The organism is Pseudonocardia parietis (assembly GCF_017876315.1).
Classification (GTDB): Bacteria; Actinomycetota; Actinomycetes; order Mycobacteriales; family Pseudonocardiaceae; genus Pseudonocardia; species Pseudonocardia parietis.
The window spans coordinates 4007527-4028357 of the sequence record NZ_JAGINU010000001.1; the positions used below are offsets into that span (position 1 = coordinate 4007527).

Consider the following 20831-nt stretch of genomic DNA (forward strand, 5'->3'; position numbering starts at 1 on the left):
TCGTCGGGTGGCCGGTGCCCAGACTGGCAGCGGGCCGCTGTGATCCACCTGAGAGCGGGTTGCAGCCGGTCGGTCGCAGCCCGCGTTCAGGCGTTCGGAGCAGGGTAGGGGCGCGGTTCACGGTCCTGCCCATCAGGTCCGCGACGGCGGCGCAGGCGCTTGTCCCGCAGCGTGTACACCGCGTCGACCCGGTCGAGGACGGCCGGGTCGTGGGTGATCAGCACGACCGAGCGGCCCGCCGCGGCGGCCAGCAGGTCGTCCAGGACGGCGTCACGGGTGTCCGGGTCGAGGTGCGCGGTGGGCTCGTCGAGGACGAGTACGGCCGGGTCGACGAGCAGCGCGCGGGCCAGCGCGAGCCGGCGGCGCATCCCGCCGGAGAGCCGGGCGCCGTGCGCGCCGACCTCGTGATCGAGGTCGAGGCCGGCCAGCCCCACCCGGTGCAGCACGCCGCTCAGCTCGGCGTCGGTCGCCCCGGACGCGGCGAGGCGCAGGTTCTCTCGCACGGTCGAGTCGAACACGTGCGGATCGGCCGGGACGCCGGAGACGACCCGGCGCACCTCGTCCGGCGGGCGGGTGGTCAGCTCGTGGCCGCCCAGGGTGACCGACCCGGTGAGCGGGTCGAGGAACCGGAACAGCACCGCGGCCAGGGTCGACTTGCCCGAGCCGCTCGCCCCGACCAGCGCGACGTGCTCGCCCTCGGCGACGTCGAGGGCGAGGTCGTCGAGCACGGCGGGCCCGGGCGTCCCGTCCGGCTCCGGGTGGGCCACCCTCAGCCCGCGGATCCGCAGCGCCCCCCGGGCGGGCAGCGGTGCGGGTCCGGGCTCGCGGCGCGCTACCGACGGTTCGGCGGCCAGCACCGGCACCAGCCGGGCGAGCCCCGCGCGCACCGTGGCGAGCTTCGCGGCGGCGGCCGGGAGCGGGGCGACGATCTCGAAGGCGGCCAGCGCCGTGAGCACCAGCACGGCCATCGGGACGGCGCCGAGCGTGCCGGCGTCGACGGCGGCGACACCGAGCAGCAGCGTCGCGGCCAGGGTCAGCCCGGCGACCAGCGCGCCTGCCCCGGCGCCCAGCCCGAGCAGCGCGGCGTCACGGCGCGCGGTGCGGGTGAGCTCGGCGTCGGCCGCCTCGACCGCGCGCACGGCCCGGTCGGTGGCGCCGTGGGCGATGAGATCGGGCGCGCCGTCGAGCAGGTCCACCAGGCCGGTCGAGAGCCGGGCCCGCGCCCGCGTGGCGCGCGCGGCCGGACCGCGCGACAGCGCCGCGGCGACCGCGGGGACGGCGACACCGGCCAGCAGCAGCCCCGCGGCGAGCAGCACGCCGCCGGGCACGAGCAGCGCGGTCGCCAGCAGCACCGCACCGGAGCCGACCAGGGTGGCGGCGCCCAGGGGAAGGACGCTGCGCACGACCAGGTCCTGCACCGAGTCGGTGTCGCTGACCAGCCGCGACACCAGGTCACCCGAGCGGAACCGGTGGATCGGCTCGGTGGCCGCGAGCCGGGCGTAGACCCGGTTGCGCAGGTCGGCCAGCGCGCGCAGCGCGGCATCGTGGCCGACGAGGCGCTCGGCGTAGCGGGCGACCCCGCGGCCGACGCCCAGCGCCCGGGTGAGGACGACGGCGACCGACAGCGCCGTCACCGACGGGTGCTGGGCCGCGGTGGCGATCAGCCAGGCGGCCAATGACAGCAGCCCGGCACCGCAGGCGGTGGCCAGCGCGCCGAGCAGCGCGCCGCCGAGGACCCCGCGGGCCTGCGGGCGCAACACCGAGCGGGCCAGGGCGGCGGTGCCGGTCGGGGTGGTGCCGGGGGCGCTCATCGCCGGGCCGCCACGGCGTCACCGTGCTCGACGGCACCGCTGTGCTGGGTGGCGCTGCCGTGTTCGATACCGACGGTGCGGTCGGTGTGCTCGGCCCAGCCGGCGTCGTGGGCCACGACGAGCGCGGTCCGCCCACGCAGCAGCTCCGTGGCCGCGGCGCGCACGGCGGCCGCGGAGTCCGGGTCGAGGTGTGCGGTGGGCTCGTCCAGCAGCACCAGCGGGGCATCGCGCAGGAACGCCCTGGCCAGCGCCACCCGCTGCCGTTCGCCCGACGACAGCCGGGACCCGCCCTCCCCGAGGGGGGTGTCCCAGCCGCGCGGCAGCCGCGCGACGACCGCGTCGAGCCCGGAGCGGCGGGCGGCCGCGTGCACGGCCGCGTCGGAGGCGTCCGGGTCGCCGAGCCGGACATTGTCCGCGACCGACCCGGCGAACAGGTGCGGCTGCTGCGGGACCCAGGCGATGCCGTGCCGCCACGCCTCGAGGTCGAGCTCGGCGAGGTCGGCGGCCTGCGTGGCGGTATCGCGGCCCGGGATCCGGACCGTCCCGCCGGTGGGTGCGACGAACCCCAGCAGCACGCCCAGCAGCGTCGACTTGCCGGAGCCGGACGGGCCGCGCAGCAGCACGGACTCGCCGGGACGCACGCGCAGCGACAGTCCCGCGAGGGCGTCGGTGGATGCGCCGGGGTAGCGGACGCGCAGGTCGTCGACCACCAGTCCGCGGCCCGCCGGATCGGGGACGGGCGGCGGTGTGGTCCCGCCCGCCGCACCCCCGGCCGGGCGGTCCAGCTCGGCGAACACCTGCTGGGCGGCGGCGACGCCCTCCATGCTGGCGTGGAAGCGGGCGCCCACCTCGCGCAGCGGCAGGTAGGCCTCCGGGGCGAGGATCAGCACGAACAGCGCGGTCGCGTAGTCGAGGTCGCCGTAGAGCAGCCGTAGCCCGACCTCGACGGCGACCAGCGCCACCGCCAGGGTGGCGAGCACCTCGAGCACGAACGCGGACAGGAACGCCACCCGCAGCGTCCCCATCGTGGCGTGGCGGTGCTCGTCGGTGGTGTCGCGGACCTTCTCGGCGACGACGCCGGCCCGCCGGAACAGCGCGAGCGTCGGCAAGCCCTGCACGACGTCGAGGAAGTGCCCGCCGAGCCGGGACAGCAGGTGCCACTGCCGCTCGGTGCGGGCCCGGGTGTGCATCCCGACCAGCACCATGAAGACCGGGATCAGCGGCAGCGTGACCCCGATGACGATCGCCGAGATCCAGTCGGCGTCGGCGACGACGACCAGCACCGCGACCGGGACCAGCACCGCGAGCACGAGCTGGGGCAGGTAGCGGGCGAAGTAGTCGTCGAGCGCGTCGAGCCCGCGGGTGGCCAGGGTGACGATCTCGCCGGTCGAGCGCGACGGGTCGGGCGGTGCGGCGGCGAGCCGGCGGACCAGGCGCATCCGCAGCTGCGACTTGGCGCGGGCCGCGCTGCGCAGCGCGGCGGACTCGGCGCCGTAGGACAGCAGCGCGCGCGCCAGGGCCACCACGGCCACCGCCGCGACCAGCCCGGCGAGGGCGTCGAGGCCGGCGCCGGCGCCCTGGAGCGCCCCGTCGGTGCCCCAGGACGGGGTGGCGCCGGCGATCACCTGCGACACCAGCCAGGCCTGGGCCAGGATGAGTCCGGTCGCGGCGACACCACATGCGGCGGCGACGAGCAGGTGCACACGGACCGCGCTCGCCGTCCGTAGCAGTCTGGGGTCCACCGGCGGGCCGCCGGCTCGAGTCGGGGTGCTTGTCGTGGTGCTCATCGTGGCGCCGGTACCTGCGGTTCGACGCGCTCGCCGCCGAGGCGCTTGCGGAAGACCCAGTAGCTCCAGCTCTGGTAGAGCAGCACCAGCGGCAGGAACACCACGGCCACCCAGCTCATCACGGTCAGCGTGTACGGGGCCGACGCCGCGTTCGCGACGGTCAGGGTGTGCGCCGGGTCGGTCGTCGAGACCAGCAGCTCCGGGTGCAGCTGGCCGAACAGCACGACCGACAGCCCGCCGACGGCGAGCGCGGTGGCGGTGAACGCCCAGCCCTCGCGGCCGAGGAGCACCGCGATCCCGGCCAGCGCCAGCGCCAGCCCGGACGCCCAGGCCACCGGGGTGGTCCACGCCGGGTCGCGCAGGGCCAGCGTGGCGGTCAGGAACGCCACCGTCAGCAGCAGGACCGGCAGCACCGCGCGTACGGCGAAGCGCCGCGCCCGGCGGCGCACCGGGCCGTCGGTCTTCAGCGCCAGGAACACCGCGCCGTGCAGCAGGAACAGTGCTGTGGTGACCGCGCCGCCGAGCAGGGCGTAGCCGTTCGCGAGATCGCCGAGCGACGCGGTGACGACGGTGTTCGCGCCGTTGCCGGGTGCGGTGCGGATCGTGGGCAGGCCGCGGACGAGGTTGGCCAGCACCATGCCCCACACGAAGGCCGGGACCAGCGACCCGACGCCGATGCAGACGTCCCACCGCAGCCGCCACGCGGCGTCGTCGCGCTTGGGCCGGTACTCCAGGCCGACCCCGCGCACGATCAGCGCCAGCAGCACGAGCAGCACCGGCAGGTAGAAGCCGGAGAAGGTGGCCGCGTACCAGGCGGGGAACGCGGCGAACATCGCCCCGACCGCCGCGATCAGCCAGACCTCGTTTCCGTCCCACACCGGGCCGATCGCGCCGAGCGTGACCTCGCGATCCTCCTCGGAGCGGCCGAGGACGCGCAGCAGCATCCCGACACCGAAGTCGAAGCCCTCCAGGACGAGGTAGCCGGTCCAGAGCACGGCGACGGCCAGGAACCAGATCGTGGGCAGGTCCATGACGACCCCTCTAGTAGCTGAACGCCGGGTCGCGGCGCTCGGTCGGCTCGGGTGGCGGGTCGTCGGCGTAGGGCATCACCGCGCCGGGGCCCGCCTTCACGTAGCGGAACAGCAGTCCGACCTCCACGACCGCCAGCACGCCGTAGAGCAGCGTGAACGCAGCGAGCGAGAACGCGACCTGGCCGAGGCTCACACCGGGGGAGACGCTGGCCGCGGTCAGCAGCTCGCCGTGCACGGTCCACGGCTGGCGGCCCATCTCGGTGAGCACCCAGCCGAAGATGTTGCCGGCCAGCGCCGCGGGCAGTGCCGCGACGACGACCTTGTACATCCAGGTGTTGCCCGGCAGCCGGCCGCGGCGCGTCAGCCACAACCCGGCGACGGCGACGGCGACACCGGACAGGCCGAGGCCCATCATCAGCCGGAACGACCAGTACAGGACGGCGATGTTCGGCCGGTAGTCGCCGGGACCGTAGAACGCCTCGTACTGGGCCTGGACGTTCTCGATGCCCTGCACGGTGCCCCACGGGTCACCGGTGGCGAGGAAGCTGAGCACGCCCGGGATCTGGACGTTGATGTGGTTGCGGCTGCCGTGGATGTCACCGACCGCGAACAGCGAGAACCCGGCGGACTCCTCGGTCTGCCAGAGCGCCTCGGCGGCGGCGATCTTCATCGGCTCGTGCTGGGTGGCCAGCTTGGCCTGGTGGTCGCCGGAGACGGCGACGAGCGCTCCGGCGATCGCGGTGACCAGGAACCCGGCGCGCATGCTCGTGCGGAACAGCTCGCGCTCGGACGCGTGGGGTGTGACGTCCCCGTCGCGGGGCCTGCGTTCGCGCATCAGCTTCCAGGCGCTGACCGCGGCGACGAACAGGCCCGCGATGACGAACGCCGCCGCCACCACGTGCAGGTAGGTCGACCAGGCCTGCGGGTTGCCCAGCACGGCGCCGATGTCGGTGAGGCGGGCGCGGCCGGTGGCCTGGTCGACCTCGTAGCCGACCGGGTTCCGCATCCAGGCGTTCGCGGCGAGGATGAAGAACGCCGACAGGTTCGACCCGATCGCGGCGGCCCAGATGCAGGCCAGGTGGACGCCGCGGCGCAGCCGGTCCCAGCCGAAGATCCACAGACCGATGAAGGTCGACTCGAGGAAGAACGCGATGAGCGCCTCCATCGCCAGCGGCGCCCCGAAGACGTCGCCGACGAAGGTCGAGTAGGTGCTCCAGTTCATCCCGAACTGGAACTCCTGGACGATGCCGGTGACGACACCCATCGCGAAGTTGATCAGGAAGAGCTTGCCGAAGAACTTGGTCGCCCGCAGGTACTCGGTGCGGCCGGTGCGGTACCACGCGGTCTGCAGCGCGGCGACGATCACCGAGAGGCCGATCGTCAGCGGCACGAACAGGAAGTGGTAGATCGTCGTGATCCCGAACTGCCAGCGTGCCAGGTCCAACGCGTCCATACCGGCCCCGCCCTCCGCGAAGTTCTACGTCCAGTAGTAGTTCTACCGTACGTAGAAGATCGAAGGGTGACGGGGCGGCGTGGGAACGGCCACGCGTGTCGCTACTCGCTCAGTTTCGATGTTCGCTCCGCAAGCTCGCTCAGTCCCGCGCGAACGCCCCGTGCGCGCGCAGCACGTCGAGGACCTCGGGCAGCTCGGCGAAGGCGCGTTCGACGTCGCCCGGTGCCGCGACCCGGTGCGCGTTGACGGCCACGTAGGCGCGCGTCGCGGCGTCGAACCGGTCCTCGCCGACCCGGCGGCGGCCCTCCAGCAGGGCGGCGGCGCCCTGGTCGTAGACGCCGGAGACGTAGGCCGTGAAGCTGCCCCCGCGGCGGTCCCAGAACGCCATCGGCGCGCCGATCGGGCCGTCCTCGGCGCGGGAGAACGCGGTGATCCGGTAGTCGTCGAACTGCTCGGCGACGACGGCCTGGGCCCAGGTGGCGAACGCCTCGTCCAGCCAGGGGTCGCGGCCCTGGTCGTTGCCGACCAGGGAGTAGAACCACATGTGGGCGAGCTCGTGCGCGACCAGCGCCGGCCGGGTGCCGTCGGACACGTCACCGAACTGCAGGTGGGTCGGGAACTCGACGCCGTCGCTCTGGGTGGGCACGATCGTCAGCCACAGGTCCGGGTACGGGTACGGCCCGAGCAGCCGCTCGAGCTTCGGCAGGTACTCGGCGACGGCGTCGGCCCAGTCCTGCGCCGAGCCGCGCAGCGCGCCGCCGTCCCCGGCACCGGCGCGTCCGGCGACCGGGACCGCGACGTGCACCCGGGTCGCCCCGACCGTCGTTGCGGTGATGCGGTAGTTCCCGACGGCGAGCGCGACGTCGCGTACCGCCTCGGCGGTGAAGGTGTGCGTGGTGCGCCCGGGGCCTGCGGCGACCGTGCCGGTCGGGGTACCCACCCCGGCGACCTGCTGGTCGTCGTCGGCGGTGACCGCGAGGGAGGCCAGCCGGGCGTCCTCGGCGACGACCGTCTCGCCGGACATGTCGACGGCCGGGGTCCGTACCCAGCCGCGGTCGCGCACCCAGGCCAGGACCGGCAACGGGGTGCCCAGCCACGCGGTCCCGGCCGAGGGGGAGTGCCCGATCCGCTCGGCGGAGTCGGCGCCGAGGGTGAGTGTGAAGCCGAGCTCGGCGGTCACTGTGGTGCCTGCCTCGACGCAGGCGGGCAGCGGCAGCTCCACCAGGGTGCCCGGGGCGCCTGCGGGGGCACCGGCGGGCTCGGACCGCGGAGTGGCCGGGGCCCCGTCCACCGCGGCGCGCGTGATCCGCGCCGACGTCCCGTCCGCGACCGTGGTCGGGCGGTTGGCCCAGAGCCGGAACACCAGCTCGCAGACCCGGGCGTCCGGGGTGAACCGGACGGTCTGCGTACCGGTCGCCGACGACAGGTCCGGCGCCATGTCCAGGGTGGCGTCGACGACCGGGCGGTCGTCCGACGGCGCGGCCCGCTCGGGCCCGACGCCCGCGGCGCAGCCACCGAGCACCGCCAGGACGACCGCGACCGCGGCGAGCGCCCGGTGCCGCCGGGTCAGAACGATCATTGCGGTGACGTTAGGTGCGGCGGCCACCCACAGCGACCGGCGGCGCCGCCTCGTGCGCCGGGCTCACCCGATCGCGTCCGGCGGCGCGGGCCCGGGCCCGGGCCCGGTCCCGCAGTGCGTGCGCCGGAGCGGAGACCAGGGCCTCCAGCGGGCCCCGGCCGACTCCCCGCCGCCAGGCGAGACCGATCGCCGCGGCGACCGCGATCTGCCAGAGGTAGCCCTCGACCGGATCGAACGTGTCGAGCGGGGAGTTCATGAACAGGACCGAGGCCACGTAGAACGTCAGGGTCATCGCCCCGGCGGCCGCGACCGGGCGCAGCACGTGCCCGAGCACCCTCGAGACGCCGGGCCTGGTGATCCCGGCGAGTAGCAGGGTGGCACCGAGCGCGGCCAGTGCGGCCCCGGTGGTCGCGACGACGTCGAGCGGGGTGCCCGAGTGCGGCGCAGCCGTCGCGAGCCACCACCAGGTGGTGGTCGGGGTGACGCCGTCCGGCGTGCCGGTGACGGCGGCGGCGACCGTCGGCGCGGACTCGAGCAGTGCCGGTGGGCTCGCCGCCACGATCGCGGCGTAGCCGCCACCGGGCCCGAGCAGCCACATCGAGATGCCGGTCGCGGCGAGCGCGGCCGCGGTACCGCCGGCGAGCAGGCTCACCGCGGTCCGCACCGAGGACAGCCGCAGCCGCCCGACGACGAGCCCGACGGCCATGTACGCCAGCCAGATCACCGCCGGGTAGGCGCCGGTCACCGTCAGCCCGGACAGCAGTCCGAGCGGGTCGGCGACCAGGTCCACCGGCGACGGATGGCCGGGGTCGGTCCGCGGCAGCAGCGGGCGCACCAGCTGCGACAGCACGGGGATCCCGAGGCAGAACAGCACCGCGAGCGGTGCGAGGACCCGGGTGGGCAGCGCGACCAGCGGGATCGCCAGCACGAACGCGACGGCGTAGTAGGGCAGGATCAGCGTGGCGATCGACGGGTCGGTCCAGCTCAGCGCGAACGCCAGCAGCAGCAGGATCCCGGCCCGGGTGGCCAGCGTCGCCGCGGCGGCCCGCAGGTCCGGTCCGGCCCGCACCTGCGCGCGCCCGGTCACGAACGCCAGCGACACCCCGGCGAGCACCGCGAACAGCGCTGCCGATCGGCCGCCGAAGATCAGGTAGCTGGTGGTGGGGGCGCCGTCGTCGCCCGCCTCGAGCAGTGCGTGCACGGCGATGATCCCGAACAGCGCGAGGCCGCGGGCGGCGTCGACGCCGAGCAGCCGGCCGGTGCGTTCCTGCGGCGGCGCGGTGCGCGGAGCCGGTGCCGGGGGTGGTGGGCCGGTGGCCGGGACGAGGGGAACGGTCGGGCCGTCGACCGGCGCGAACGTCGTCGTGGCGTTCTCCGTGGCCGGGCGCTGGGCCGGGATCGAGGGCACGGTGCCCGGGCCGGGCGGGGGAGTCGGTCGGTTCACGCCATCACCTCGTCGATCAGCTGGAGGCCGAGGTCGCGGGCGTCGGCGCGGGGCAGTCCGGCGTCGTCGAACCAGTCGGGACCGGCCTCGGGATGCGGGCCGACCACGCCGACCCGGCCGGCGCCGAAGGGCGTCACGGCCGCGGCGACCTCGTCGTTCGGGTAGCGGGCCAGGACGGTGCCGCCCGTGCCCGCGTCGAGCAGGAAGTGCGGCCCGTCCTGGAAGTAGAGGGTCCGGTCGCGGCCGCACCAGTCGAGCCGGACCAGGGCGTCGCCGTCGTGGGTGACGGTGGCGCCGCGGGTGTCGATCCACCGGTCGGTGTCGCCGGGCAGCAGCCCGAACCCGGGGGTGGCGCCCGCGAGGTAGCCGCCCAGGCAGAAGCCCAGGTAGCGGCCCCCGCCCGCGACGAGGTCCCGCAGCGGGCCGCGGGCCCGGCGCACCACGGGCCAGGCGTCCTCGAGGGTGCCGCCGCCCGGCTGGGCGTACAGCGTGGCGCCGGCCAGGACGGCCGGGCTCAGCTTCAGCTCCTCGCGCGGGCCGACGAACCGGACGTCGAACCCGTGCCGCGACGAGGCCAGCAGCGCCGCGACCGACTCCGGGCAGCCCGGCACGGTCGCCGGTCCCCGGTAGACCAGCGCGAGCGGACCGTCGGTGCGCACCGGGGCGGACCGGAACCGGTCGAGCAGACCGCGCAGCCTCACCGCTCGTCCACTCGGTGCCGCGACCGGCCGCCGCACAGCGACACGGCGTCACCGGCGCCGGCCCGGCCGGACCGCGGGCCGGCGACCCGGTGCCGGCCCACGGCCGAGGACGCGACGAGCTTCGGGGTCGTGCGCCCGGCCTGCACCGAGCGCATCCGCAGGGTGCGGCCCGTGTCGACGACCGGCCCGACCCGGGTGAGCACCGTCGTCCGCTCGGGGTCGACCGCCCTCAGCCGGTCGGTCTCCTCGACCGGTGCGGCCGGGGCGACGGTGGCGGCCGAGGCGATCGGGGCGCCCGCCGCAGCTGTCCCCGCCGGCGTGTCGACGACCGGCTGGGCGGTGATGCCCCGCCACCGGCTGCCCGCGGGCAGGTGCTCGCCCTTCATCACCAGCGACAGCGGCTCGAGCCGTACCCCGGCGCCGACGACGGAGTCGTAGAGCACGATCGCCCGGTCGCCGACCGACGCTCCGTCGGCCACCCGGATCCCGGCCATCTTCATGACCCGGTCCTCGAACAGGTGGGTCTGCAGCGACACGTCGCGGCCGACGACGGCGTCGTCGCCGATGTCGACCAGGTCGAACTCGGTGAGGTAGGTGGTGGACACGCACGTCCGCCGCCCGATCCGGGCACCCATCAGGCGCAGCAGGGGCGGCAGCATCGGCGTCCCGGCCAGCATGCCCAGCAGCGCCGGTACCGCGGCGGCCTCGTACAGCCCGGTGACGAACTCCGAGCGCCGGACGAAACGGCTCCAGAGCGGCTCGGTGCGTGCCCGGTAGGTGCCGACCACCAGCCACTTCACCGCGGCGACCAGCAGCACCAGCAGCAGCGCCGTGCCCAGGGCCAGCGCAGGCGCGGCGAGCACCACGGTCCACGCCGAGGAGGTCCGGGCGACGTCGGAGAGCGCCTGCAGGAACAGGTGGATCGACACCGCGATCACCGAGGCGGGCAGGGTCGCCCGCAGGAACTCGATGCCCAGCCGCTCGGCGACCCGGGCGCGCGACGGCCGGAACGTCAGGCTTTCCGGCTGCTCGCCGGAGTCCTGGCGGACCGGCAGGTTCATCGCCGGGGAACCGAGCCAGGTGGTCTCCCTCGGCACTCCCGACGGCGGCGGCACGGTCGCGACGCCGATCAGCGACTCGTCGCCCAGGGTCGTCCCGGCGGGAACGATGGCGGCGTTCCCGACGAACGCGCGGCGCCCGACCAGCGTCGGGCGCCGCACCATCCAGCCGTTGTGGAAGGTCGCGCTGCCGACGCTCGCCATGTCGGCGACGAAGCTGCCCGCCGAGATCGTCAGCATCTCGGGGTCGATGTGCGAGGCGGTCGAGACCTCCGCCCCGCGCCCGACCCGGGCGCCGAGCAGCCGCAGCCAGAGCGAGGTGTAGAGGGTCGCGTACAGCGAGTTGGTGAAGGCCAGGCTCATCTCGAGCAGCTTGTCGCCGAACCACTTGCGCAGGCCGAGCGCCGAGCGGGCCGGGAACACGCCGGGGCCGGTACGCGGCGACACGATCCACCGGCCGGCGGCGACCAGCACGCAGACGGTGACCACGAAGACCGGGCCGACGAGGAACGCGACGGCCAGCGCCGGACCGGCGCCGAACAGCAGCAGCGACGTCCACACCAGCAGCACCGCGGGCACCAGGGACGCCAGCGCGACCAGCTCCAGGGCGGCGACGCCACCGACCGCGGCGGCCAGGTGGCGCCGCGTCCAGGACGGTGCCGGACCGCGCTCGGTCAGCTCGGCGACCGCGGCGTCGGCCGCGTCCGGGACGCAGGGCGACCCCGCCCAGTGCTCGGCGCGCGGGATCAGCTGGTCCGCGGCGACCGCGGACTGCTCGCCGACCACGGCGTCGGCGCCGATCACCGCGCCCGGTTCGACGACCGAGCCGGCACCGACGTGCGCGCCCTCACCGACCGCGATCGGCGCGACGGTGACCCGACCGTCGGCCACCGTCCAGGGCCGTAGCGCCGCGCCGTAGCCGACCGTGGCGCCGTCGCCGACCTGCAGCATCGAGGGCAGCGAGAGCACCGACGTGCCGACATGGACGTCCCGGCCGATCCGGGCGCCGAGCAGCCGCAGGTAGCCCGGGGCCAGCGGGCCGCCGGACAGCACCGGCAGCGGGGACATCGCCAGCAGCATGTCCGCCGCCCACAACCGCAGGTGCACCCGGCCCCACAACGGATGGGACCCGGGCCGCAGGCGCGCGGTCAGCGCGCGCACCGCGAGCGGGGCGAGCAGCCAGCGCTGCAGCAGGAAGATCGCGGTCGAGCCGAGCGCCAGCTGGGCCAGCACGGCCGGCGCGACCTGCCCGTCGTGCCAGGCGTACACCCCGGCTGCGGGCAGGGTCATCGTGAGCATCAGGACGAACAGCGCCGCGGCCTGCGCCGTCCCGGCGGCGGTGTAGCGGCGCCGCGAGTGCCGCAGCGGCTCCGGGCGCGGGGGCGGCGGCACCGAGCCGGCGCCCTGCTCCGCGGCCGACTCCGGGTCGAGCGCACCGGCCAGGCCGCGGACCGTCGGGTGCTCGTAGAGGTCCCGCACCGCGGGGGTGCGGCCGATACCGCGCTCGCGCAGCAGCGTCACGACCCTGGCGGCGAGCAGCGAGTGCCCGCCCAGCTCGGTGAAGAAGTCGGCCTCGACCGAGACCTGGCCGGGGTCCAGCGCGAGCGCCTCGGCGAGCACGTCGCGGACCGCGGTCTCGAGCTCGGTCGCGGGCTCCACCAGCGGCCCGGCGGAGGAGACGATCCGCGGTCCGGACGGCGCGGGCAGCTTCGGCCGGTCGACCTTGCCGCTGGCCATCATCGGCAGCCGGTCCAGGACCTCGACGTAGCCGGGGACCATGTACTCGGGCAGCCGGGTGCGCAGCAGCTCGTGCAGCCCGGCCCGGTCCACCTCGGGTCGGGCGGCCACGACGTAGACGGTGAGTTCCTCACCGGTGCCGTCCTCGGGCTTCGACAGCGCGGCGACCGCGCTCTCGACGTCGGCGTGCTCCAGCGCGACGCTCTCGATCTCGCCCAGGTCGACGCGGTGCCCGCGGATCTTGACCTCGTCGTCGGCCCGGCCCAGGTAGACGATCTCGCCGTGCTCGTCGAACCGGGCGAGGTCGCCGGTGCGGTAGAGCCTGCCGTCGCCGTTGCGCGGCGCCGCGGGGTGGCGGACGAAGCGGTCCGCGGTCTTCTCCGGGAGGTTGACGTAGCCGACGGCGACGCCGGGGCCGCCGATGCAGAGCTCGCCGACCTCGCCGTGGCGGACCTCGCGCAGCTGATCGTCGAGGATCACCGCCGAGTAGGTGGGCACGGGGCGGCCGATCGTGACCGGCTTGCCGGGGTGCAGCTCACCCCAGGTGCAGGTCACGGTGGTCTCGGTGGGGCCGTAGGTGTTGAGCATCCGGCGCCCCGGCCGCGCCCAGCGCTCGACCAGCCCGGCCGGGCAGGCCTCGCCGCCGACCAGCAGGGTGCGCAGTGCGGGCAGCTCGCGCGGGATGGTCGCCAGCAACGTCGGCACGCAGCACAGCACGGTGACGCCGGTCTCGGCCAGGAAGTCGCCCAGCTCGGCGCCGATCCGCCGGGAGTCGGTCGGCCCGACGACGAGGGTGGCGCCGGCGGCGAAGGTCGGCCAGATCTCCTCGATCGAGAAGTCGAACGAGATCGTCATGCCCTGGTAGACGCGGTCGTGCGGCCGGACGTCGTACACACCGGTGATGACGTGCACGAAGTTGCAGATGCTCGGGTGCGCGACGGCGACGCCCTTGGGCCGGCCGCTCGATCCCGAGGTGTAGATGATGTAGGCCAGCGGGTCCGATCCCGGCGGGACCGGCTCGACGGGGTGGCGGGGCAGCCGCGCGACCTCGTCGGTGCAGAGGTCCAGCGCGATGACCCCGTCGCGGGGGAGCTCGGCCGCCAGGTCCGACGTGGTGACCAGCAGGTTCAGGCCGGCGTCGTCACGGATGTAGCCCACCCGGTCCGGTGGGGCCGCCGGGTCGATCGGGACGAACGCGGCGCCGGTCTTGAGCACGGCCAGCAGTACCGCGTAGGTCCGCCAGGTGCGGTGCAGCAGGATGCCGATCCGCCGCCCGGGCGCCGCGCCGTGGGCCTGCAGGTACCGGGCCAGCTGTGCGGCCCGCGCGTCCAGCTCGGCGTAGGTCAGCTCCAGCGCGCCGTCCTGAAGCGCGACCGCGTCCGGTGTCCGGGCCACGGTGGCCTCGAAGAAGCGGTGCAGCCGGTCCGGGAACCGGACCGGCGGCCCGGCCGGGACCGGGGTCACCGGGTCGGCCGCGCGGGTCGGGGACATCGTCACGTGCTGTCACTCTCCTCGGACGACGGCGGCCGGCCGGGCCAGGGGAGACGGGGAGGTCAGGGAGCCGCTCCGGCCGGGACGCCGTTGTTGGTGCACCCCGAGTCTCCGTTCCACCACCCGTCGGCGTTACGTCGGCGTGACCGGAACGGAGGCGTCGATGTGACGTTGCGTGCGAGAGGAGGGGCGTCGACGCGTCCAGTGGGGGACTGCGCTGCTCCGTACGGGGGAGTGCCGGGCGGTCAACCGGCCGCTGGGCCGAGCGCGAGGGTCCGGGTGAGGAATCCCACCTGTGCGGTCACGGAACGTTCGAACATCGCGCCGCAGTAGACGTCGAAGTGCCCGCAGCCGAGCTCGAGGACCTCGGCGCCGGCCCCCGCCCGCGCCGCGACCGCCCGGGCGGCGGCCGGCGGTGCGATCGAGTCCCTGATGGCGACCACGAGCAGCAGCGGGGCGCGCAGCCGCCGGGCCGCGGTCACCGGCCGGTTGAACGGGATCCGCAGCACGCCCCGGGCCCGCATGGTGTTGCGGAACGACGGCCCGGTGATCGCGGAGTAGCCGGCCTCGGCGTCCGGCGCGGTGACGGCCGCGGTCGCACCGGGTGGGCCGAACACGCCGATGCGATGCGGCGGGCGGCCCAACAGGGAACCGGCGACATCGAGCAGGCCGTGCCCGATGAGCCTCGCCGGCTGCCCGGGGCCGGCGTGGCGGAGGATCTCGCGCAGCGCGGCGCGCCCGTCCATCGCCGCGCCCTGCGCGATCACGGCGGCGACCTGACCGTCCCGTGCGGCGACCGGGACGACGTGGCCGCCGGAGTACGAGCTGCCCCAGAGAACGATCCGCTCCCGGTCGACGCCCGGCAGCGCGCGGGCGTGCGCGATCGCGGCGTGGTAGTCGGCCCGGTGCCGCAGGTGGTGGACGTCCTGGGCCAGCGCGGGGTCGGCGGTGCCACCGCTGGTGCCGAAGCCCCGGTAGTCGAAGACGAGCACGTCGCACCCGGCGGCCGCGAAGCGCTGCGCGAACGGCAGCAGCCCGCAGTCGCGGGTCGCGCCCAGGCCGTGCCCCAGCACCACGCACGGCCGCCCGCGGGATCCGGCGAGCGCGTCCGACGTCGCGGTGAGGTGCCAGGCGGCGCAGCGGGTGCCGCGGGAGGCGAACGAGGTCTCGGCGGGCGTGACATCGCCCCGCTCTGTCGTCGGTGCTGGCCGGTCGGACACTAGACTGCCTCGACGACACTTTCCGGCGGACGGCGAGGAGTCGCCGGCACCGGCACCCCTTGGCCGAGCCGGAGCACCACCTGCGGTGGGCGGCTCCCGCTGAGCAGCCGTCGGACCCGCTCGCGCACTTCGGCTACTTCGACCAGTTGGGACAGGAACGAGGCGGACAGACCTTCCGAGGTCGCCGTCAGCAGCACTCGTTGCAGTGCCTCCCCGGCGCGCAGATCTTCTCGCGAGCCTTCGGTGTGCACACTGAGCACGGCGATCAGTGGATCGGACTCGAACGCCGCCGGCGCGGGCCGCGGATAGGCGGTACCGCCGAAGTCGCGGACCACCCATGGTTGGTTCGGCGGGGGGCAGGGCCCGCCGGCCGAGGCCGGGACGCCGTCGGCCCTGCCTGGACGATGCCCGGTCCATGTCGACATCTCCTCGACGAAGGCGTCGTCGCGTGTCTGCTGAGCATGCGCCTGACGGGCGAGTTCGCCCAACGCGTCCAGCTCGGAGCGCTCGGTGACCAGCTGGAGCCAGGCACCCTCCTCGAGGGCGGCGCGTCGCAGGGCGGACCGAGCGGATCCTGAGACCGCCCCGTCTCGGAACGGGCGGCGGTTGGTGCGCCGGCGCGGCACTGTGTCCAACAGTCGGCGTTGCTCCTCGGTCGCACGGACCGTACCGCCGTGCCGGACGACGGCGAGCAGTTCCGGATCATGCCGGTCGGGGAGGCGGGTGACCATCGGCCGGATCCCGATCCCGGTCAGGGCCAGCCGCAGTGTGAACAGCGCGGCACCGCACCCGATCCGTAGCTCGCGGTCGGTCGGGTCGGCAACCGGTACACGCCGGTCGGTGTCGGCGCGCAGCTCGATCCGGTCCGGCCACAGCCGGAAGCGCCATGGCTGACTGTTGTGCAATGACGGTGCGCGCACGGCGAGTGCGAGTACTGCCCTCGTCGCATCGGCGTCGAGACCGAGTGTGCCGGTGATCGCTCCGAGTCCGTAGGTCGTGTCCATGCCGCCCCCTCTTCTGCACCGCGATGTCCGGCGTTTCGTCTCGATGTCGATGATGGGGCCGGCTGCGGTGGTCAGGGTAGGTTCGAACGTCCCGCGACCCCTGGGCGAGGGTCCCGGTCGGGCCTGAGAAGGCGGTGGGCAGGCGCGGACGTGGTGCCGGTCCCATGCTGGGAGGCTGTGCGCAGGACGACATGGCCGCACGGTCAACGCCGGGCCGGCTCTTCGGGACTCGCTCGTGGCGCTACTGTCGGGCGCTGTCGCGGCGCAGTGCGCATGCGTGATTCCTGACGATGTCCATCGCCGTCACGATCCCGCGGACCCGCCCGGCCTCCGTGACGAGCACCGCGTCCCGGGCGCGGGCGGTCATCACGGCCGCGGCCTCGGCGAGTGGGATCGTGCCCGGTAACACCACCGCGTCGCCGTGGACCTCGGCGACCGGCAGTTCGATCGCGCCGAGCGGGCTGCGTTGCGCGGCGATCCCGCGCAGCAGGTCCGGCTCGGTCAGGAGCCCGACACACCGGTTCGCCCGGAACACCGGGAGGTGGTGCACGCCCTGGGCCACCATCAGATCCAGCGCGACCCGTACCGGGGTCTGCGGGGTGACCGCCACCAGCCGGGGCGACATGATCTCCCGTAGGAGCGGGTCGCGTGGGGAGTCGAGGGTTTCGGGCGGGGCGGCGGGACGGGCTGGCCGGTCGTGTCTCATGACGTCCTCGATCCCTCTGCGGTCGGCCCCGGGGCCCGGGCTCGCTCGTGCCCGAGCGTCGTCGGTGTGGGTGTACGGCGGACCGGGCACAGGACCGGGCGCTCGACGCCGAACGTCCGTGCCCGGCGGGTCCTTGGTCCCGCCCGTCGCGGGGCGCCGACCGGGAGAAGGCCTCGCATGGATCCGGCGGGAGACGCCCCGGGACGCGGGGCAGTGGGGCGGATCGACGTGAGGGCGGGCGACCAGCATCTTCCGGGCCGGACGACCTGGCTGGTGCAGGACTCACGGCTCTGAGCCTCCGGGAAGCAGGGCGGGCAGTCTGGCTGTGGCGAAGGAGGTCGTTGTGAAGCCCCTGCTCCCACGCCGTCAGGTCCGTGAACTGACCCGGTTGCGGACCTGGTGGTTCTGGCTCGCCGGCTGGGTCGGGCTGGCCGTGCTGGCCTTCGTCAACGGGACCGTGCGGGTCGTCGTCTACCAGGACCTCGTCGGGGAGACCGCGGCTCGCCAGATCGCCACCAACCTCCTGATCATCATGATCGGCGTCTACACGGTGGTGCTGCACCGACGTTGTCCGCTGCCTGACACCAGGGCGGCGCTCGCGGTGGGGATGGCCTGGACCGCGCTGACCCTGGCCTTCGAGTTCGGTGTCGGTCACTACGTGTTCGGGACCGCGTGGGCGGCGCTGCTCGCAGACTATGACCTCGTCCAGGGGCGCCTCTGGATTCTGGTGCCGATCGCGACGCTGCTCGCGCCTGCTCTTGTCCGTGCCGGCCGGCGGAACCGACGTCCTGAGGGGCGCTGATCTGCGCCCCGCTCTGCCTCTCGTCGATCAGGAGCAGAGGTGTTCGCGACCCGACCCACAGGACGGTCCGCTCGCGGCCGGATCCATCGGACGCCGGTCTTGAGTCGAGCGTTCGGCGTCCTGATGATCGTCGGTGCAGCCTTGAACACGGTCTTGCTCGCTACTCGTCCGGAGCTGTACCGCATACCCGGTGAATGGTTCGGCGGGCCGCAGGTCCTCGGCCGGCTGTGGGCTGCGACCTTCGGCGACCACCCGACGGTGTGGATGGCGGTGATCGGGATCGGGTACGAGCTCGTGGTCGGCGTGCTGGCTGTTGCCCGCGACCTGCGCCTGCGGCTCGCCGGGCTGCTCACGAGGCTCCCGGTGTGGCCCGCGGTCCCTCACCGTGGTGCTTCCTCGCGTTCCCGGCGTGACCGTGCACCGACGACGATCACGGCGATGCCTGCGTCCAGCAGGCCGACACCGGTCCAGACGGCCGCTGCGGAGGTCGCGCCGAGCCCCGGCACCTGGGCGGCGACCTGGACGTCGGCGGTCACAGGGCCGCTGCCGTCACTGTCCATCACCACCGCGGTCCAGTTGCCCGGCTCCGGGGTCCAACGGGCGGTCTGGGTGGCCGGGCCGGAGGCCGACGCCACCCAGAACGTCTGGGTCCCCGGCCGGGTCGCAGATGAGGTGCCGGCCAGCTCGTCGACCCGACTCCCGCTCGTCGGACCGGTGCTGGTCGCCTCGCCCCGCCAGACTCCGTGGGCGACGCCGTCGAGGTAGCGGGCCACGTGCGCGGTCGGGCCGATCGCGACGAACACCTCCTCACCGCGGTGTGCGGTGGCCTGCAGGGCGACCTCGCCGACCACACGCGTGACCGCGTCCGGGTCGGAGTGGATCAGCACCGGATCGCTGCGCAGCGCGGCACCGTTGGTCGAGACAGTGCCGATGCCGGAGGTGACGAATCCGGCCGCGTCGCGGCCGAGCCGGTCGGTGGCCAGTGCCGTGGCCCCCGCGACGAGCAGGCCGGTCGCGATCGCGGTGATGACCGCGCCCACGACGAGCACTACTGATCGGCCCGAGGGTGGCGGCACCGGTGCCACCGATGACGTCGCGTGGGCGGCTCAGGTGAGAGGTCATCGGCCCCTGCGGACGTCGGGCGCGGCGCGGTCGGTTCGTCGCCGCCCTGGTCGAGCCGAAACGGTGGGTAGGCGTCGGTCATCAGCGCGGCGTAGGCCACGACGCGCAGCACCCACCGGTCGCAGCCGACGACGGTGTCGAACAGGCCGCGTGGATAGCGCCCGGTGAACAGCAGTGCCACGGCGGCGATCAGCACCAGCACGCTCACCAGGCCGCCGGCAAACGCGATCGGGCCGATGGTGTCGCTCCACCCCACGACCGGGCCGCCGGCCCCGATCAGGACGAGCAGCACGAGATAGTGCGGCAACGCCGGCAACCACCACTTGACGAGCACGAGCCCGCGGGAGAGCCGCTCGGGCGGATCGACCTCGAGACGAGCCGGGAAGTCGGGGCGATCGGCGAGGGTGAACGGCGGGTAGCGGTCGGTGCCGTTCGCGGCGTAGCCGTGGTACGCGACCCGCCACCCCCAGCGCAGCACACGGAAGGCCCCCTCCGGTGGTCCGTTGCCGATCGGGGAGCGACCGTGGGCGGCACCGTCCGTTGCCCCTCGGTCACCCGCAGCGGCCCGGCGGAATCCGCGGGTAGTGCGCGTCGAGCCGCCGAATGTCCATGCCGCGGCGGGCCCTTCGTCCCGCCCGTCGGGGACCGGCGGCCGCGGCGCCATGCCGCGCCGGCGCGGATCGTCGGGGCCACCGACGAGAAGGGGGCCCGCATGGACCCGATGACGACCCGCCCGGTGGCGGCCGGGGTGGACGGTTCCGAGCGATCGCTGGTCGCGGCACGGTGGGCGGCGCAGCGTGCCCGCGACCTGGACGTCACGTTACGGCTGGTGGCCGCGACCGGGCTGCCCGAAGCAGACGCCATGGGACTTCCTCCACTGGGTAACGAGGGGCACGTCCGCCGGGCCAGGGCCGCCGCTGCCGCGGCCCTGGAAACGGCCACCATCGAGGCGCGGGAGGTGCTGGTGGCAGGCCGGATCGACGCGACGGTGGCCGACGCGACCCCGGTGCAGGCGCTCCGGGACGCGTCCGGGAACGCGCAGCTGCTGGCCGTCGGCCACCGGGGGCGCGGCGGGTTCGCCGAGCTGCTGGCCGGGTCGGTCGCGGTGACCGTCTCGGCGACGGCCCGTTGCCCGGTCGTGGTCCTGCGCGGGGAGCAGACTGCGGGCGGGCCGGTCGTCGTCGGCGTCGACGGGTCGGAGCGTTCCGAGGCCGCGCTCGGCGCCGCGTTCGCCGAGGCCGAGCTGCGCGGGGCGCCGCTGGTCGCCCTGCACGCCTGGGCCGACGACGTCGTCGACCCCTACGTCCGACTGCTGTCCTACCAGGAGGAGCATCGGCGCGAGGAGCAACGTCTGCTGGACGGGGCGCTCGCCGCGTGGATCGAGAAGTTCCCGGACGTGCCGGTCCGCCGGGAACTGGTCCACGAGCGTCCGGTCGCTGCGCTGGTCGCCGCTTCCGCGGGAGCGGCGCTGGTGGTGGTCGGCTCACGGGGACGTGGCGGGCTGACCGGGCTGCTGCTCGGCTCGGTGAGCCGGGCCCTGCTGCACCACGCACGCTGCCCGGTCCTGGTAGCCCGCGGCTGAACGCCGCCGGTCGACGGCCGGTACTTCGCCGGAGCGGGCCGTCGGCTCGGTACGGCGACCGGCGGATCCGGTGTCGCACGGCACCGTCTCTGTGCAACAGGCCGCCATGGCGGCCCGACCGCCACGGGACCCGACCGCGCGACGTTCCGACCCGCCTCGCTGCTGTCCGGCGGCAATCCGGTCTGATATCGGGCCCGCGCGGCGCCCGTCGATCAGGGTGGGTGCCCGTCGTGGTGCCCGGGCCACGCCTCCCGGCGCGCTGTAACCCGAGGGAGCGGTCGTGCGAGTACGTGAGTCGGTGTC

The 20831-nt window shown here is 74.8% G+C and carries 15 protein-coding genes; 2 read left to right on the forward strand and 13 right to left on the reverse strand.

All coding sequences use genetic code 11. From position 1 onward, the window contains the following. Positions 1-86 precede the first annotated feature (86 nt). The 11 genes from cydC to JOF36_RS19030 all read right to left on the reverse strand — a co-directional run bounded on the left by cydC (position 87) and on the right by JOF36_RS19030 (position 17022). Positions 87-1811, reverse strand: a complete 1725-nt coding sequence (gene cydC, locus JOF36_RS18980) for a thiol reductant ABC exporter subunit CydC (RefSeq protein WP_210028435.1) — start codon at positions 1809-1811, stop codon at positions 87-89. Beyond that, positions 1808-3598 carry a thiol reductant ABC exporter subunit CydD gene (gene cydD, locus JOF36_RS18985; protein ID WP_210028438.1) on the reverse strand — a complete coding sequence of 597 codons (1791 nt, stop codon included), beginning with the start codon at positions 3596-3598 and terminating at the stop codon, positions 1808-1810. Before cydD ends, cydC begins: the two co-directional genes overlap by 4 nt. Continuing rightward, positions 3595-4629: a cytochrome d ubiquinol oxidase subunit II gene (gene cydB, locus JOF36_RS18990; protein WP_210028440.1), complete on the reverse strand. Its 1035-nt coding sequence runs from the start codon at positions 4627-4629 to the stop codon at positions 3595-3597. Before cydB ends, cydD begins: the two co-directional genes overlap by 4 nt. Positions 4630-4639: 10 nt before the next feature. Next, on the reverse strand, positions 4640-6082 hold the full coding sequence (locus JOF36_RS18995; RefSeq protein ID WP_210028442.1) for a cytochrome ubiquinol oxidase subunit I: 1443 nt from the start codon (positions 6080-6082) through the stop codon (positions 4640-4642). A gap of 139 nt (positions 6083-6221) precedes the next feature. Then, complete coding sequence (locus tag JOF36_RS19000; protein WP_245350900.1) at positions 6222-7661, reverse strand: M1 family aminopeptidase; 1440 nt, start codon at positions 7659-7661, stop codon at positions 6222-6224. Positions 7662-7671: 10 nt separating this feature from the next. Next, positions 7672-9105 carry a heparan-alpha-glucosaminide N-acetyltransferase domain-containing protein gene (locus tag JOF36_RS19005; protein ID WP_210028448.1) on the reverse strand — a complete coding sequence of 478 codons (1434 nt, stop codon included), beginning with the start codon at positions 9103-9105 and terminating at the stop codon, positions 7672-7674. Continuing rightward, positions 9102-9806 carry a BPL-N domain-containing protein gene (locus JOF36_RS19010; RefSeq protein WP_307862463.1) on the reverse strand — a complete coding sequence of 235 codons (705 nt, stop codon included), beginning with the start codon at positions 9804-9806 and terminating at the stop codon, positions 9102-9104. Before JOF36_RS19010 ends, JOF36_RS19005 begins: the two co-directional genes overlap by 4 nt. Beyond that, a complete protein-coding gene (locus tag JOF36_RS19015) occupies positions 9803-14092 on the reverse strand; it encodes a Pls/PosA family non-ribosomal peptide synthetase (protein WP_245352189.1) in 4290 nt (1429 codons plus the stop codon). Before JOF36_RS19015 ends, JOF36_RS19010 begins: the two co-directional genes overlap by 4 nt. A gap of 245 nt (positions 14093-14337) precedes the next feature. Continuing rightward, entirely contained in the window at positions 14338-15312 is a 975-nt protein-coding gene (locus JOF36_RS19020) for an alpha/beta hydrolase (protein ID WP_210028457.1), read from the reverse strand. After that, positions 15312-16316, reverse strand: a complete 1005-nt coding sequence (locus JOF36_RS19025) for an Acg family FMN-binding oxidoreductase (RefSeq protein ID WP_210028458.1) — start codon at positions 16314-16316, stop codon at positions 15312-15314. Before JOF36_RS19025 ends, JOF36_RS19020 begins: the two co-directional genes overlap by 1 nt. A 241-nt stretch (positions 16317-16557) precedes the next feature. Further along, positions 16558-17022: a CBS domain-containing protein gene (locus tag JOF36_RS19030; protein WP_210028462.1), complete on the reverse strand. Its 465-nt coding sequence runs from the start codon at positions 17020-17022 to the stop codon at positions 16558-16560. A 343-nt stretch (positions 17023-17365) separates the two neighbouring features. On the opposite strand from JOF36_RS19030, the gene JOF36_RS19035 reads away from it, so the two are divergent. Next, a complete protein-coding gene (locus JOF36_RS19035; RefSeq protein WP_210028464.1) occupies positions 17366-17824 on the forward strand; it encodes a hypothetical protein in 459 nt (152 codons plus the stop codon). Positions 17825-18204: 380 nt separating this feature from the next. Here JOF36_RS19035 and JOF36_RS19040 read toward each other — a convergent pair whose 3' ends face one another. Both JOF36_RS19040 and JOF36_RS19045 read right to left on the reverse strand, forming a co-directional pair. Further along, positions 18205-18864, reverse strand: a complete 660-nt coding sequence (locus JOF36_RS19040) for a hypothetical protein (protein ID WP_210028466.1) — start codon at positions 18862-18864, stop codon at positions 18205-18207. Positions 18865-18872: 8 nt separating this feature from the next. After that, a complete protein-coding gene (locus JOF36_RS19045; protein WP_307862464.1) occupies positions 18873-19424 on the reverse strand; it encodes a DUF4389 domain-containing protein in 552 nt (183 codons plus the stop codon). 234 nt (positions 19425-19658) lie between these two features. Between JOF36_RS19045 and JOF36_RS19050 the strand changes: the two genes are divergently transcribed. After that, positions 19659-20528 (forward strand): universal stress protein, encoded by an 870-nt coding sequence (locus tag JOF36_RS19050; protein ID WP_245350901.1) that lies wholly within the window; start codon positions 19659-19661, stop codon positions 20526-20528. Positions 20529-20831 lie beyond the last annotated feature (303 nt).

Excerpts from the sequence above, each read along its gene's own strand:
- cydC (WP_210028435.1), bottom strand. The coding sequence starts at position 1,811 with ATGAGCGCCCCCGGCACCACCCCGACCGGCACCGCCGCCCTGGCCCGC.
- cydD (WP_210028438.1), bottom strand. The coding sequence starts at position 3,598 with ATGAGCACCACGACAAGCACCCCGACTCGAGCCGGCGGCCCGCCGGTG.
- cydB (WP_210028440.1), bottom strand. The coding sequence starts at position 4,629 with ATGGACCTGCCCACGATCTGGTTCCTGGCCGTCGCCGTGCTCTGGACC.
- JOF36_RS18995 (WP_210028442.1), bottom strand. The coding sequence starts at position 6,082 with ATGGACGCGTTGGACCTGGCACGCTGGCAGTTCGGGATCACGACGATC.
- JOF36_RS19000 (WP_245350900.1), bottom strand. The coding sequence starts at position 7,661 with ATGATCGTTCTGACCCGGCGGCACCGGGCGCTCGCCGCGGTCGCGGTC.
- JOF36_RS19015 (WP_245352189.1), bottom strand. The coding sequence starts at position 14,092 with ATGTCCCCGACCCGCGCGGCCGACCCGGTGACCCCGGTCCCGGCCGGG.
- JOF36_RS19025 (WP_210028458.1), bottom strand. The coding sequence starts at position 16,316 with ATGGACACGACCTACGGACTCGGAGCGATCACCGGCACACTCGGTCTC.
- JOF36_RS19030 (WP_210028462.1), bottom strand. The coding sequence starts at position 17,022 with ATGAGACACGACCGGCCAGCCCGTCCCGCCGCCCCGCCCGAAACCCTC.
- JOF36_RS19050 (WP_245350901.1), top strand. The coding sequence starts at position 19,659 with ATGGACCCGATGACGACCCGCCCGGTGGCGGCCGGGGTGGACGGTTCC.